We start from the raw sequence: 12563 nt of genomic DNA on the forward strand, positions 1-12563 counted from the left end.
ACGTCCGCCGGAAGGACGCCATTCGGGTCTGCGTGCCGGTTCGCGGGCCCGCGGACCCGACGGTTCATGGGCCCGCGGACCCGAACGGTCAGCCCGTCGTACGCCCCCACAGCGGGCCGAGCAGTTCCCACTCCGCGTCCCACCGCTCCATGCGGCGGCGCTCCAGGCGGCCGCGCAGGACCCGGCCGCCCACGAAGGGGACGGCGCCGGCGCTCACCCCGATCAGGCCTCCGATCAGGGCGGCGCGCAGGCGGGCCTGGGACGCGGTGGCGGGCTTCGAGACGAGGCGGCCCTCCGGATCCGTCCACACCGTGACCGGCGACCCGAAGGTGCTGCCGGGCGGGACCCGGACCTGGCCCGTGTGCGCGGAGCCGTCCGCCATGCTCCAGCGCACCTCGGCCCACACCCGCTCGCCGCGCGGCTTCTCGGAGGGCGCGTCGGAGGTTCCGGGCGCCTGATCGGTGAGGCGGGCCACGACGGGCCGCCACTCGACGCGCTCGCGGGCCAGTTCGCGCTCCACGGACCAGGTCACCGCCAGACCCGCGAGTACTCCGGCGATGACGGTGAGCACCCAGGCGCCGAGCACCACCCAGGCCTCCAGCACGTCGGCCCCGCGTTTGAGCGGATTGCGCCGCCAGCGCCACAGCCACACCCTCGGACCACGGAACGCCATCGAAGGCATCCTCCTCATCAGCGCCAGAAGTGAGCGCACGACCGTGCCGTACCGCACTCCCATACGGGAGACGCCTCTTCGATGCTCACGCAGACCTCCGCGACTCGCCTCACGGCGGGTCCCTCGACGGTGCGGAATCTGCCCGAAACGGTCGCCTGGACCTGCCCGGCAAGCTACCCTCGCCGCCCTGACCTGCGGCGGAGCCGTTTCCAGGGGTGACTGTCAGTGGTGGGGTGCAGACTGACGGATGTCCTGAGACGAAGACGTCGCGGAGGTGGTCGGCATGACCGAAGTACTGCTCGCCGTGGGCACACGCAAAGGCCTGTTCATCGGGCGCAGGCGGGGTGGCGCGTGGGAGTTCGACGAGAGTCCGTACTTCAACGCGCAGGCGGTGTATTCGGTCGCCCTCGACACCCGGGGAGAGCGCCCGCGGCTGCTGGCCGGCGGCGACAGCGCGCACTGGGGACCGTCCGTGTTCCACTCCGACGACCTGGGCCGGACCTGGACCGAACCGGCGCAGCCGGCCGTCAAGTTCCCGCAGGACACGGACGCTTCGCTGGAGCGGGTCTGGCAACTGCACCCGGCGGCCGCCGAGCCGGACGTGGTGTACGCGGGCACGGAACCGGCCGCGCTGTACCGCTCCGAGGACCGCGGCGAGAGCTTCGAGCTGGTCCGCCCCCTGTGGGAGCACCCCACCCGGTCCCAGTGGGTGCCGGGCGGCGGCGGTGAGGGCCTGCACACCGTGCTCACCGACAAGCGGGATCCGCGTGCGGTGACGGTGGCCGTCTCGACGGCCGGCGTGTTCCGCACGAAGGACGGCGGCGCCAGCTGGGAGCCGTCCAACTCCGGGGTCTCCGCGGTGTTCCTGCCGGACCCGAACCCGGAGTTCGGCCAGTGCGTGCACAAGATCGCCCAGGACGCGGCGACGCCGGACCGGCTGTATCTGCAGAACCACTGGGGTGTGTATCGCAGCGACGACGCGGGCGCGCACTGGACGGACATCGGCGAGGGCCTGCCGTCCACGTTCGGTTTCGCGATGGCCACCCACCCCCGCCGCGGGGACACGGCGTACGTGTTCCCGATCAACGCCGACGCGGACCGGATCCCCGCCGGCCGGCGATGTCGGGTGTTCCGCACTACGGACGCGGGCAAGAGCTGGGAGCCGCTCACCGCGGGCCTGCCCCAGGAGGACCACTACGGCACGGTCCTGCGGGACGCGATGTGCACGGACGACGCCGACCCGGCGGGCGTGTACTTCGGCAACCGCAACGGCGAGGTGTTCGCGTCCGCGGACGACGGCGACAGCTGGCGGCAGTTGGCCTCGCATCTGCCGGACGTGCTGTGTGTGCGGGCCGCGGTGGTCGGATGAACCGGATGCGGTTACCGACCGGCTGTCCGGCCGGCCTTGGCCACTGGTTGATTCCCGCCGCCCGTACGGCAGTAGGGTGACGCCCGTGGCTCCACGACCCTTGCATGAAATCGTCGAACCGGGCTGGGCGCAGGCCCTCGAACCCGTCGCCGGACGGATCGCCGACATGGGCGACTTCCTGCGTGCGGAGATCGCCGCGGGACGCACCTACCTACCGGCCGGACCGAACGTTCTGCGGGCCTTCCAGCAGCCCTTCGACGAGGTGCGGGTCCTGATCGTCGGACAGGACCCGTACCCGACGCCGGGGCACGCGGTGGGCCTGTCGTTCTCGGTCGCGCCGGACGTGCGTCCACTGCCCGGCAGCCTGATCAACATCTTCCGTGAGCTGAACACCGACCTGGGGCTGCCGCAGCCGTCCAACGGCGATCTGACGCCGTGGACCGAGCAGGGCGTGCTGCTGCTCAACAGGGCGCTCACCACGGCGCCGCGCAGCCCGGGGGCGCACCGTGGGAAGGGCTGGGAGGAGGTCACCGAGCAGGCGATACGCGCGTTGGCGGCGCGCGGCAAGCCGCTGGTGTCGATCCTGTGGGGCCGCGACGCCCGCAACCTGCGTCCGCTGCTCGGCAACCTGCCGTCGGTGGAGTCCTCCCATCCCTCGCCGATGTCGGCCGACCGCGGCTTCTTCGATTCCCGTCCCTTCAGCCGGGCCAACGACCTGCTGGTCGGGCTGGGCGGACAGCCGGTGGACTGGCGCCTGCCGTGACCGGTGCGGGGGACGGGTTCCTCGCCGTAGACTCCGGCGGCTCCGGCCTCCGCGTCGTCGTCGGCGCCTCCGGGCGCGGCCCGCTCCCCCAGCGGGAGTCCCGGGAGCCGGTGCGCACCGGTGACCGGGGCATCGACGCGGGGCACTTCATGGAGCAACTGGTGCCCATGGTGCGTGCGTTGACCGCCGAGGCGGGTGTCGACGGGCTGGGCACGGCAGTTGTCGGCGCGGCCGGGCTCGCCACGCTGGGTGACGCACTGCGTGCCGAACTCCCGGACGCGCTGGCGCGGGAGTTCGGGATCCGTACGGTCGCCCTCGTCGCCGACGCCGTCACCGCCTACGCCGGCGCCCTCGGTCCGCGCGCCGGGGCGGTCGTGGCCGGTGGCACGGGGCTGATCGCGATCGGCACCGACCTGGTGCGCTGGCGTCGCGCGGACGGCTGGGGCCATCTGCTGGGCGACTGCGGCGGCGGCGCCTGGATCGGCCGGGCCGGGCTGGAAGCGGCACTGCGCGCCCACGACGGGCGGGACGGCGGCTCGGTACGGCTGCTGGCGTGCGCCGAGGAGGTGTTCGGCCCGATGACGGAGTTGCCCGGCAAGCTGTACCCGCGCCCCGACCGCCCCGCCGTCCTCGCCTCCTTCGCACCCCAGGTGTCCGCGTGCGCCGCCGGCGACCCCGTCGCCGCAAGCATCCTGCGTGCGGCGGCCCGGCACCTGGCCGACTCCCTGGCCGCCGTCTGCCCGGCCACGGGCGAGCCCCGAGTCGCTCTCACCGGCGGCCTGTTCAAGATGGGCGACCCGCTCGTCGTACCGCTGGAGGAGGAGTTGGTCAAGCGGCTGCCGCACGCGCGGCGGGTGGCGGCCGAGGGCGATCCGCTGCACGGCTCGGTGCGCATCGCGAGCGATCTGGCCGCCGGTGCGCTCACTCTGCCGGGTGACGAGAAGATGCTCTACGTGGTGACCGGGAAGGGTGATTGATCCTGCGGTGCGACAGGTGTCCGACAAGTTCCTCTTCGTGCCTCACGACTTGTGACTCGCGCCGGAAAAACCGCTGATCACTTCGGATCCGTACGTAACTCATCAGACAAAACAGGACGGATACCGCTCACCTGCACCCTCCCCGAACAGGGGAGCCCAGGAAGCCAGTAACATGCGACGCCATGAGCTCCCCCACTGGGCCCGCGTCCGGCCTGCCAGTACGAATGCCGCGACCTCGCCAGCCCGGGCGGCACCGCCGACCCGAGCCGCTGGCGGCACCCGAGGGCGCGCCCGCGCTCCTGCTCGCGGTGCCGGGCACGCCGGGCATCGCCACGCGCAGTCTCGCCGAGGAGGTCGTGAGCATCGCGCGCTCCGAGCTCCCCGGCCTCGACGCCCGGATCGGGTACCTCGACGGGGACGACGCGGAGTTTCCCACCCTGCAGGCCGTGCTGGTGCACGCCGCCGAGGTGCGCGCCGCCCGCTACGAGCAGGCCAAGGCCGCCGGTGCGGACGTCAAGGAGCCGGACGGCCCGGTCGCCGTCGTCGTGCCGCTGCTGGCCGGCCCGGACGGCTCGCTGCTGCGCCGGATCCGCCAGGCCGTGATGGACAGCCGGATCGCGGCCGACCTGACCGACGTGCTGGGCCCGCACCCGCTGCTCGCCGAGGCGTTGCACGTGCGGCTGTCGGAGGCCGGGCTGGCCCGTGCCGACCGTGCCCGCCTGTTCACCGTGGCGACCGCCGCGGACGGCATCATCCTGGCCTCGGTGGGCGGCGAGGAGGCCGTGCAGGCGGCCGGGATCACGGGCATGCTGCTGGCCGCGCGCCTGGCCGTGCCGGTGATGGCCGCGGCGCTGGACCAGGAGGGGTCGATCTCGTCCGTCGCCGAGCAGCTCCGCTCCTCGGGTTCCCAGCAGCTGGCGCTGGCACCGTATCTGATAGGGCCGGAGATCGACTCCGCGCTGGTCGCGGAGGCGGCCGCGGAGGCGGGTTGCTCCGCTGCCGAGCCGCTCGGCCCGTATCCGGCCATCGGCAAGCTCGCGCTGGCCAAGTACACGACCGCGCTGGGCATCGCCCCGCCGCAGCCGCAGGGTGCGCCGGTCCGCTGACGCGGACGGCACGTTCGTACGGCGAAGGGCCCGCTCCGCATACGGGGAGCGGGCCCTCGCCATGTCCGGGGCCGGAGGCCGGCCCGTGCCCGGGGCCGGGCGGCGGCCTCGGATCAGCCGATGACCACGCACGAGGCCGCGGGCACCTCGATCGAGCCGGCCCGGCGCGGCAGTCCGGTGTCCGGGTCGACGGCGAACCAGGAGACGTCGCCGGAGCGCTCGTTCGCGGCGTACAGGAAGCCGCCCGCCGAGGTGATCGCCCGTGGCCAGTGGCCGCCCGAGGGCACCGTGCCGATCAGCCGCAGGCCCTCTGGCTCGACGGCGAAGGTGGACAGGACGTCCTCGCCGCGGGTGGCGATCCACACGAAGCGGCCGTCGGGCGGGACGGCGATGCCCGAGGGGTAGGCGTCGCCCGTCGGCGAACCGGGCAGGATCGGCGTCTCCGTCAGCGGCTTCAGCGTGCCGTCCGCGGCCTCCCAGCGGCAGACGGTGACGGTCGGGGTGAGTTCGTTGACGACGTAGGCGTACGAGCCGTCGGGGTGGAAGGCGAGGTGGCGCGGCCCGGAGCCGGGCCGCAGGGCGGTCTCCCGGTGCAGTACGGGAGCGCCGTCGGTCAGTGTGCACACGCGCACGGAATCGGTGCCGAGGTCGACGCTGACGGTCCAGCGTCCGCTCGGGTCGGGCTGCACCTGGTGCGCGTGCGGTCCCTGCTGGCGGGGCGTGTGCGGGCCCGAGCCGGTGTGCAGGAGGACGCCGGACGGGGCGGACGCGAGGGTGCCGTCGGGGCGGACGGGCACGGCGGTGACGCTGCCGGAGCCGTAGTTGGCGGTCAGGACGTGGCCGGCGTGGACGCTGAGGTGGGTGGGCCCGTTCGCGCCGACCGACACGGGCGGGCCGGCCGGCTCGGGCTTGTCACCGCTCACCCGGTACGCGGCCACCGCGCCCTCGGCCGTCTCGCTCACCGCGTACAGCGTGTCCCCGTCGGGCGCGAGGGCCAGGTACGAGGGGTCGGGAAGGCCGTCCAGGCTGCTCAGGACGGTGAGCGCGCCGGTGGCTCCGTCCACCTCCGCCGTCACGATCCCGGGGCCCCCGGCCGCCGTGAAGGACCCGATGAAGGCCCGCTGTCGCCGCCTGCCGCCGTCTGTCACCGCGGCCCCCTCTCTTCTCTCTTCCGGTGCCGTTCGGGGTGACGGTAGCAGCGATCATGCGAGGTCTAGACCAAAAGGGTGGATTATTCGGCTGCGGTCGGTCGGCTGCTCATGCGTCGACCAGCGGCGAACGCGACGGTGTCCGCAGGGGCATGGCGAGTTCGGCGAGGGCGCGCTCCAGGCCGTGCAGGTGGGCCAGCGCGGGTTCCGCGGCGGGCGGGCGGGGCGCCGGCACGGTGAGGCGCTCGCGCCTGCCCGCACGGAGCCCGTCGCCGATGAGCGCCTCGACCGCGGCCTCGACACGCCGGCAGGCGGCGGCGAGGCGGGCGTCGTGCGAGGCCTCCGGATCGGCGGCCACGGCGGCCAGGCCCCGGATCTCCCGGGCGCAGTCGTCGAGCAGGGCCAGCACCCAGCGGGCGCGCCGCTTGCGGCCGAGCACCGGGTTGAGCGGGTGCACCAGCGGGGCGACCGACAGCCGTACCCGGCCCAGCAGCTGCTCCAGTTCGGCCACGCGGGACACCGGGTCGGCGTTCGCGTTGCCCGCGAGGCGGGCGGCGGCCTCCGCGGTGCACGCGTGGACGCAGCGCAGCGCCCGCTGGATCCAGGCGTCGGTGACGGTGTGGGTGGTGACCGGCAGCACGAAGAGCACCGCCAGGACGGCGCCGAGCGCGCCGATCCCGGTCTCCGCGAGCCGCAGGGCGAGCAGCGCGGGGTCGAGGACGCCCAGGAGGCCGTAGAGCAGCTCAGCGAGGAGTGTCACGCAGAGCATCATCCAGGTGTAGGACACGGCGGCCGTGTAGAAGATGCCGAAGACGCAGGCGGTGAGCAGGGCGGCCGTGGGGAGCGCCGCCCCGTGCAGGGGGACCGCGAGGAGCAGGCCGAGGCCGATGCCCATCACCGTGCCGAGGACGCGGCGGAAGCCGCGGACCAGGGTCTCGCCGCGCGAGGTGGTGTTGACGAAGATCCACCAGGTGGCGCCGACGGCCCAGTACCAGCGCTGTCCGGACACCAGCTGGCCCACCACGAGGGCGAAGCCGGCGCCGGTGGTCGCCTGGATCGCCTGGCGGGTGGTCACGCGGGCCAGGCCGGTGCCGCCGGGCGGGGCGGGGACGGCGGCCGGGGGAAGACGGCGCTCGTAGCACCACAGGCCGAAGCGGACGGCCGCGGCGGTGAGCACGGCCAGCACGACGGCGGCGTACAGCTCGGGCAGCTGGTCGGTGGTGGCGTGCAGGAACTGGGCCACGAAGAAGGTCATGAACGCGAACACGCCGAGGCTGTGTCCGCGCGGCCCCCAGCGTCGCGCGTAGACCCCCGCGCCGATCACGGCGAGGAAGGTGAGGTCCCGGGCGACGGGGTGGTCGTGCAGTTCGGCGGCGGCGGCGAGCACGGGCAGGCCGACGGCGGGCAGCAGCGCGGTGGTCACCGCCTGGCCGCGCACGGTGGCGTCGGTGACGGTGAACAGGGCGAGCAGCGCGGCGAGTCCGCCAGTGACGGCCCCGACGAGCGAGTGGCCGGCCAGCCCGCTCACGACGACCGCCGCCGCGATGCCGAGCACGGCCCGCGCGGCGAACCGCAGCCGCGCCCCTCCCGGGTCCGGCGCCACGAACACCCTCTTCAGCACTGCTTCCCGCCCCCTTCGCCCTCTTCGGCCCCCGGCATGAGAAAGGCGCCGCGGGATCCGCAGCGCCATCGACGCGTCCATCACAACATCAAGGACCCATCTGGCTCAAGCGGCTCCTGGAATGCTGGACCATTGGCACAGGCACAATGGTTTTGGCTCGTCCACTGGCGAGCCAACGGACCAGGTACGAGGAGGCCGGACCGCATGGCCGTGGACGAGCTCGACACCCGCATCCTGCGACTGCTGCTGGAGCAGCCCCGCACGAGCGTGCGGGAGTACGCCCGCATCCTCGGGGTGGCCCGCGGGACTCTGCAGGCCCGCCTGGACCGGCTGGAGCGGGACGGTGTGATCACCGGCACGGGCCCGTCCCTCTCCCCCGCCGCACTCGGCCACCCGGTGCTCGCGTTCGTGCACATCGAGGTCACCCAGGGGAACCTGGACGACGTGGGGGACGCGCTGGCCGCCGTACCGGAGATCGTCGAGGCCTTCTCGATCACGGGCGGCGGGGATCTGCTGACCCGGGTCGTGGCGCGGGACAACGCGCACCTGGAGGACGTGATCCAGAAACTGATCAGCCTGCCGGGCGTCGTCCGCACCCGCACCGAGGTGGCGCTGCGCGAACGCGTTCCGCAGCGGCTGCTCCCGCTGGTGGAGTCGATCGGGCGTGCTGCTCGGAAGTGACCATTGAAATCATTCGGAAGTGACCTTTGAAATCATGAGGTCATGAGCACTTTCGGCGCCCCCGCGGTCATCTTCGATCTCGACGGAACGCTCGTGGACAGCGAGCCGAACTACTACGAGGCGGGCCGGCAGATCCTGGCCGAGCACGGTGTCCCGGACTTCACCTGGGCGGACCACGAGCGGTACGTCGGCATCAGTACGCAGGAGACGGTCGCCCACTGGAAGGAGCTGTACGGGCTGCGCGCGCCGGTGGAGGAGCTCCTGGCCGCCAAGAACCGCCGCTATCTGGAGCTGGCGCGCGCGTCCACCTCCGCCTACCCCGAGATGCGGACGTTCGTGGAGCTGCTGGCGGGCAAGGGCGTCCCGATGGCCGTGGCGTCGGGGTCGTCGCCCCTGGCCATCGACGCGATCCTGGCCGGCACCGGCCTGGACACACACCTCCGGACCGCTGTCTCGGCCGACGAGGTCGCACGGGGCAAGCCCGCCCCCGACGTGTTCCTGGAGGCGGCCCGCCGGCTCGGCGCGGACCCGGCCGACTGCGTGGTCCTGGAGGACGCGGCGCCGGGCGCCGCCGCGGCCCACGCGGCCGGGATGCGCTGCATCGCGATCCCGTACGTCGCCGCGCAGGCCGACGCCCCGGAGTTCGCCACGGCGGGCCTTCTCCTGCGCGGCGGACAGGCGGAGTTCACGGCGCGGGCCGCGTACGACTGGCTCGTACGGACGGCCTCGGAACGGCCGCGGTGACCGACCGGCGGCAATCGCATCCACTTACCATCTTTTGCGGAGCTGTGCAACGAATGCGAAGCTTGAGGGGATGAGTGAACTACCAGGAGAAACAAGTGACATCAGGGCAAGGTGACGCGTCCGAGGAGGAGTTCGTCGAGGCCCTGGTCGAGCTGCGGGCCGACGCTTCGGCCGGCGACCTGGTTCCGTGGTGCTCCCGTCATGGCATCGACGTGCTGCCGATGACCGCCGGAGCGCTGCTGACCGGATCGGGCCGGAGTCTCGCCGAGGCGTTCGAGGTCCCGCGTCTCGGGAACCGCTCACGTCCCCAGTCGCTGCCCGTGCCGCCGGCGCTCGCGAGTACCGCGAGGTCCGTCACCGTGCTGCCGACCCCCACGCCCGGAGCTCGTGACCGGCTGCCGTGACGCGTGCGTCCGGGCCTCCACTTCTGGAGGACAGATGACCAGCCCGACAACTCCCGCATACGGGCAGGACGTTCCGGACACCGTGTACGGCTATGTCTCCGCCCGCTCTCGGGGCGGGGTACCGATGACCCGGGCGAGCAGCCTCCGGTCGGCCGAGCCGTTCCACGCCGAGGGCGACGCCCAGGAGCGCGCCAAGGAGTACGCCCGGACGGCGGGACTGACCGTGACCGCCGAGAGCCGCCTGGGCTTCACCGTGGCGGGTACGCCGGCCGCGTACGAACAGCTGACCAGCGGACGGATCGCCAGCTACGAGGTGCGTCAGCGGGTGGCGATGAACCGGGTGCGTTCCGTCACGCATCTCGACATCGTCGGCGACCGTCAACCGGCCGCCCTCGGCGTCGGTGCCGCGCCCGGCGAGGACGCCATCGAGGCCGTCGCGCTGGAACGGCCCCGCACCCCCATGCGCGTGCTCCCGGCCGCCGCCGACCCGCCGACCGTCACGGCGTTCCACCTCACGCTTCCGCACGACGTGGCCAGGCTCCTCAACGCGAGGCCGGCCCACGGGGCGGGGGAAGTGGGCCGCGGAGTGCAGGTCGCCATGGTGGACACGGGGCAGGCCCCGCACGCCTACTTCGCCGCGCACGACTACGACGTCGGTCCGACCGTCGCGCTCGTGCCTGGTACCAGCCCCGCGGAGGACCCGATCGGGCACGGCACCGGTGAATCGGCGAACATCTTCGCCGTGGCGCCGGGCGCGCGGCTGCGCCCGTACCGGGCGAGCAACCGGCGGGGCGACCTCACGGCCGCCGTGGCGGGTTTCGTGCGCGCGAAGGCCGATCGCCCGCAGGTGCTCACCAACTCCTGGGGCGGGGACCAGAAGTTCCCTCCGATGGGGCCGCCGAGTCAGTCCGATGTGATCTTCGCGCTGGAGATCCTGGACGCCGTGGAGCAGGGCATCGTCGTCGTCTTCTCGGGCGGCAACGGCCAGTTCACGATCGAGCCGCAGGTGCCCGGTGTGATCGCCGCCGGCGGGGTGTTCGCTGGTCCGGACGGCCGGCTGCGGGCGTCGAACTACGCGAGCGGGTACGCCAGTCCCTGGATCGACGGCGTCGTCGTACCGACGGTGTCGGGTCTGGTCGGCATGCTGCCCCGCGCCCAGTACCTCATGCTGCCGGTGCCGCCCGGTTGTGAGATCGATGTCGACGAGAGCCTGCCGGACCCCGAGGACCCGGACGCCGGCCCGGACGGCACCAGGCAGGACGACGGCTGGGCGCTGTTCTCGGGTACGTCCGCCGCGGCGCCGCAGATCGCCGGAGCGGCGGCCCTGCTGCTCGGGGCCCGGCCGGGGCTCACCCCCGCCCAGGTCGCCGAGGCCCTCGCCAGGACCGCCACCGACGTCACGGCCGGCACCAGTCACCCGCGGTTCGGCAGCCGCGCCCGGCTCGGGCCGGACAAGGCCACCGGAGCGGGACTGGTCAACGTCAGCGCCGCGCTGGACTTCGTCCTCACGCAGAACCCGTAGCGCCGCTCAGGTACTGCGGTGGGTGGCCGCACCTCGTGGTGCGGCCACCCCATGGCTCCGACTTCAGGGCCGGGCCTCGTACCGCGGCTTCGGCGCCGGCTGGATGTTCTGGTTGAGGCGGAAGACGTTGTCCGGGTCGTGGGCGGCCTTGATCCGGGCCAGGCGGTCGTAGTTGCCGCGGTAGCTGGCCCGGACGCGTTCCTGGCCCTCGTCCATCATCATGTTCACGTAGGCGCCGCCCGCCGAGTACGGGTGCAGTGCCTCGAAGTAGTCGACCGTCCACCGCTTGACCAGCTCGGCGTTGGCCGGGTCGGGGTCGACGCCGGCGTACACGGACGCCCAGCGCGCCTCGCGGTAGGCCCAGGGCGTCTCGTCCGGGCCGACGTCGTGGGCGGCGCCGTCGATCGGGTAGAGGTGCATCGTCGACTGCATGGTGGGCACTTCCGCGCCGAACTTGGCGTGCAGGTCGACGGCCTCGTCCGGGATGTCGTCGACGAAGTCGGCGCGCCAGTACCACTGGTGGCCCGGCGGGTAGAGCCCGTCGAACATGGCCTGCATGTCGGGGTGCGGCATGGGCCCGGGCGCGTGCAGCATCGGCTGCGGCAGGGCGTCGAGCAGCGGGGCCATCTCCCGTGCGGCCGCCTCGGTGTCGTCGCCCGTGTAGCACCACACGACACCGGCCGTCTTGCGCAGCTGGAACTCCTCGGGGAACGGCGGGGCGGGCGGCACGGTGCCGAACAGGAAGAAGGCGTTGAGCTCGCGGGGCGCGGTCGGGAGGAAGTCCCGGTAGGCGGCGAGGACTTCGGCGCCGATCTCGACGGGCCAGAAGGTCGGCCCGGCGATGACGGTGCTCACCTCGTGCAGCCGGAACAGGAACGAGGTGGCCACGCCGAAGTTGCCGCCGCCGCCCCGGACCGCCCAGAACAGGTCGCTGTTCTCGTCTGCGCTCGCCCGCACCTGCCGGCCGTCGGCCAGGACGAGGTCGGCCGCCAGCAGGTTGTCGATGGTCAGGCCGCACCTGCGGGTCAGGTGGCCGAGCCCGCCGCCGGTGGCGAGGCCGCCGACCCCGGTGGTGGAGATGATGCCGCTGGGGGTGGCGAGGCCGTGTGCGTTGGTGGCGCGGTCGACCTCTCCCCAGACGCAGCCGCCGCCGACCCGGACCGTGCGGGCCTCGGGGTCGACGTGGATGTCCTTGAGGGGCGACAGGTCGGCGACCACTCCCCCGTCGACGGTGCCGAGTCCGGCGCCGTGGTGGCCGCCGCCGCGGACCGCGAGCGGGAGGTCGTGTGCGCGGGCGAAGCCGATCACCCGGGCGACGGCGTCCGCGTCGGCGCAGCGGGCGACGAGTGCGGGACGTTTGTCGGTCATCGCGTTGTAGACGGCCCGGGCGTCCTGGTAGCCGGTGTCGGCGGGGCCGATCAACTCCCCGGTGAAGTTCGCCAGTTCGCGTCGGGCTGCGTGGGCGGGTGTGCTGGTCATGCGGTTCCCCCGGTTGTCGTTTCGGGTCGATCCGCCCGTTCTACGCGGGTCGCGCAGGCGTAGGTATCCGTGACCG

The 12563-nt window shown here is 73.3% G+C and carries 12 protein-coding genes; 8 read left to right on the top strand and 4 right to left on the bottom strand.

Annotation, left to right across the window (positions count from 1 at the left end; genetic code table 11):
• Nucleotides 1–88: 88 nt before the first annotated feature.
• Nucleotides 89–673, bottom strand: a complete 585-nt coding sequence (locus tag QFZ76_RS07540; RefSeq protein ID WP_307672982.1) for a hypothetical protein — start codon at nucleotides 671–673, stop codon at nucleotides 89–91.
• A 283-nt stretch (nucleotides 674–956) separates the two neighbouring features.
• Here QFZ76_RS07540 and QFZ76_RS07545 point away from each other — a divergent pair, with 283 nt between their 5' ends.
• The 4 genes from QFZ76_RS07545 to QFZ76_RS07560 all read left to right on the top strand — a co-directional run bounded on the left by QFZ76_RS07545 (nucleotide 957) and on the right by QFZ76_RS07560 (nucleotide 4888).
• The gene (locus QFZ76_RS07545) at nucleotides 957–2042 is read left to right on the top strand and encodes an exo-alpha-sialidase (RefSeq protein ID WP_307672983.1); all 1086 of its coding nucleotides are present in this window, start codon (nucleotides 957–959) and stop codon (nucleotides 2040–2042) included.
• Nucleotides 2043–2127: 85 nt separating this feature from the next.
• Nucleotides 2128–2805, top strand: coding sequence for a uracil-DNA glycosylase (locus tag QFZ76_RS07550; RefSeq protein WP_307672984.1), 678 nt, complete (start codon nucleotides 2128–2130; stop codon nucleotides 2803–2805).
• Nucleotides 2802–3782, top strand: coding sequence for an N-acetylglucosamine kinase (locus QFZ76_RS07555; RefSeq protein WP_307672985.1), 981 nt, complete (start codon nucleotides 2802–2804; stop codon nucleotides 3780–3782). The genes QFZ76_RS07550 and QFZ76_RS07555 overlap by 4 nt, the downstream gene beginning before the upstream one ends.
• Before the next feature lie 182 nt (nucleotides 3783–3964).
• Complete coding sequence (locus tag QFZ76_RS07560) at nucleotides 3965–4888, top strand: sirohydrochlorin chelatase (RefSeq protein WP_266444512.1); 924 nt, start codon at nucleotides 3965–3967, stop codon at nucleotides 4886–4888.
• Between the two features lie 113 nt (nucleotides 4889–5001).
• Here the strand turns inward: QFZ76_RS07560 and QFZ76_RS07565 are convergent, their stop codons facing one another.
• Entirely contained in the window at nucleotides 5002–6036 is a 1035-nt protein-coding gene (locus QFZ76_RS07565; RefSeq protein WP_307672986.1) for a lactonase family protein, read from the bottom strand.
• Nucleotides 6037–6145: 109 nt separating this feature from the next.
• Nucleotides 6146–7657, bottom strand: a complete 1512-nt coding sequence (locus QFZ76_RS07570) for an FUSC family protein (RefSeq protein ID WP_307672987.1) — start codon at nucleotides 7655–7657, stop codon at nucleotides 6146–6148.
• Nucleotides 7658–7861: 204 nt separating this feature from the next.
• Between QFZ76_RS07570 and QFZ76_RS07575 the strand changes: the two genes are divergently transcribed.
• The 4 genes from QFZ76_RS07575 to QFZ76_RS07590 all read left to right on the top strand — a co-directional run bounded on the left by QFZ76_RS07575 (nucleotide 7862) and on the right by QFZ76_RS07590 (nucleotide 11008).
• A complete protein-coding gene (locus tag QFZ76_RS07575; protein ID WP_307672988.1) occupies nucleotides 7862–8338 on the top strand; it encodes an Lrp/AsnC family transcriptional regulator in 477 nt (158 codons plus the stop codon).
• Between the two features lie 42 nt (nucleotides 8339–8380).
• Entirely contained in the window at nucleotides 8381–9082 is a 702-nt protein-coding gene (locus QFZ76_RS07580) for an HAD family phosphatase (RefSeq protein WP_307672989.1), read from the top strand.
• A gap of 95 nt (nucleotides 9083–9177) precedes the next feature.
• Nucleotides 9178–9486, top strand: a complete 309-nt coding sequence (locus QFZ76_RS07585) for a hypothetical protein (protein ID WP_307672990.1) — start codon at nucleotides 9178–9180, stop codon at nucleotides 9484–9486.
• Between the two features lie 34 nt (nucleotides 9487–9520).
• Entirely contained in the window at nucleotides 9521–11008 is a 1488-nt protein-coding gene (locus QFZ76_RS07590; RefSeq protein WP_307672991.1) for a S8 family serine peptidase, read from the top strand.
• A gap of 63 nt (nucleotides 11009–11071) precedes the next feature.
• Here the strand turns inward: QFZ76_RS07590 and QFZ76_RS07595 are convergent, their stop codons facing one another.
• Complete coding sequence (locus tag QFZ76_RS07595; RefSeq protein WP_307672992.1) at nucleotides 11072–12487, bottom strand: FAD-binding oxidoreductase; 1416 nt, start codon at nucleotides 12485–12487, stop codon at nucleotides 11072–11074.
• Nucleotides 12488–12563: the final 76 nt, after the last annotated feature.

Source organism: Streptomyces sp. V4I2 (assembly GCF_030817655.1).
In the GTDB taxonomy this organism is placed as follows: Bacteria; Actinomycetota; Actinomycetes; order Streptomycetales; family Streptomycetaceae; genus Streptomyces; species Streptomyces plumbiresistens.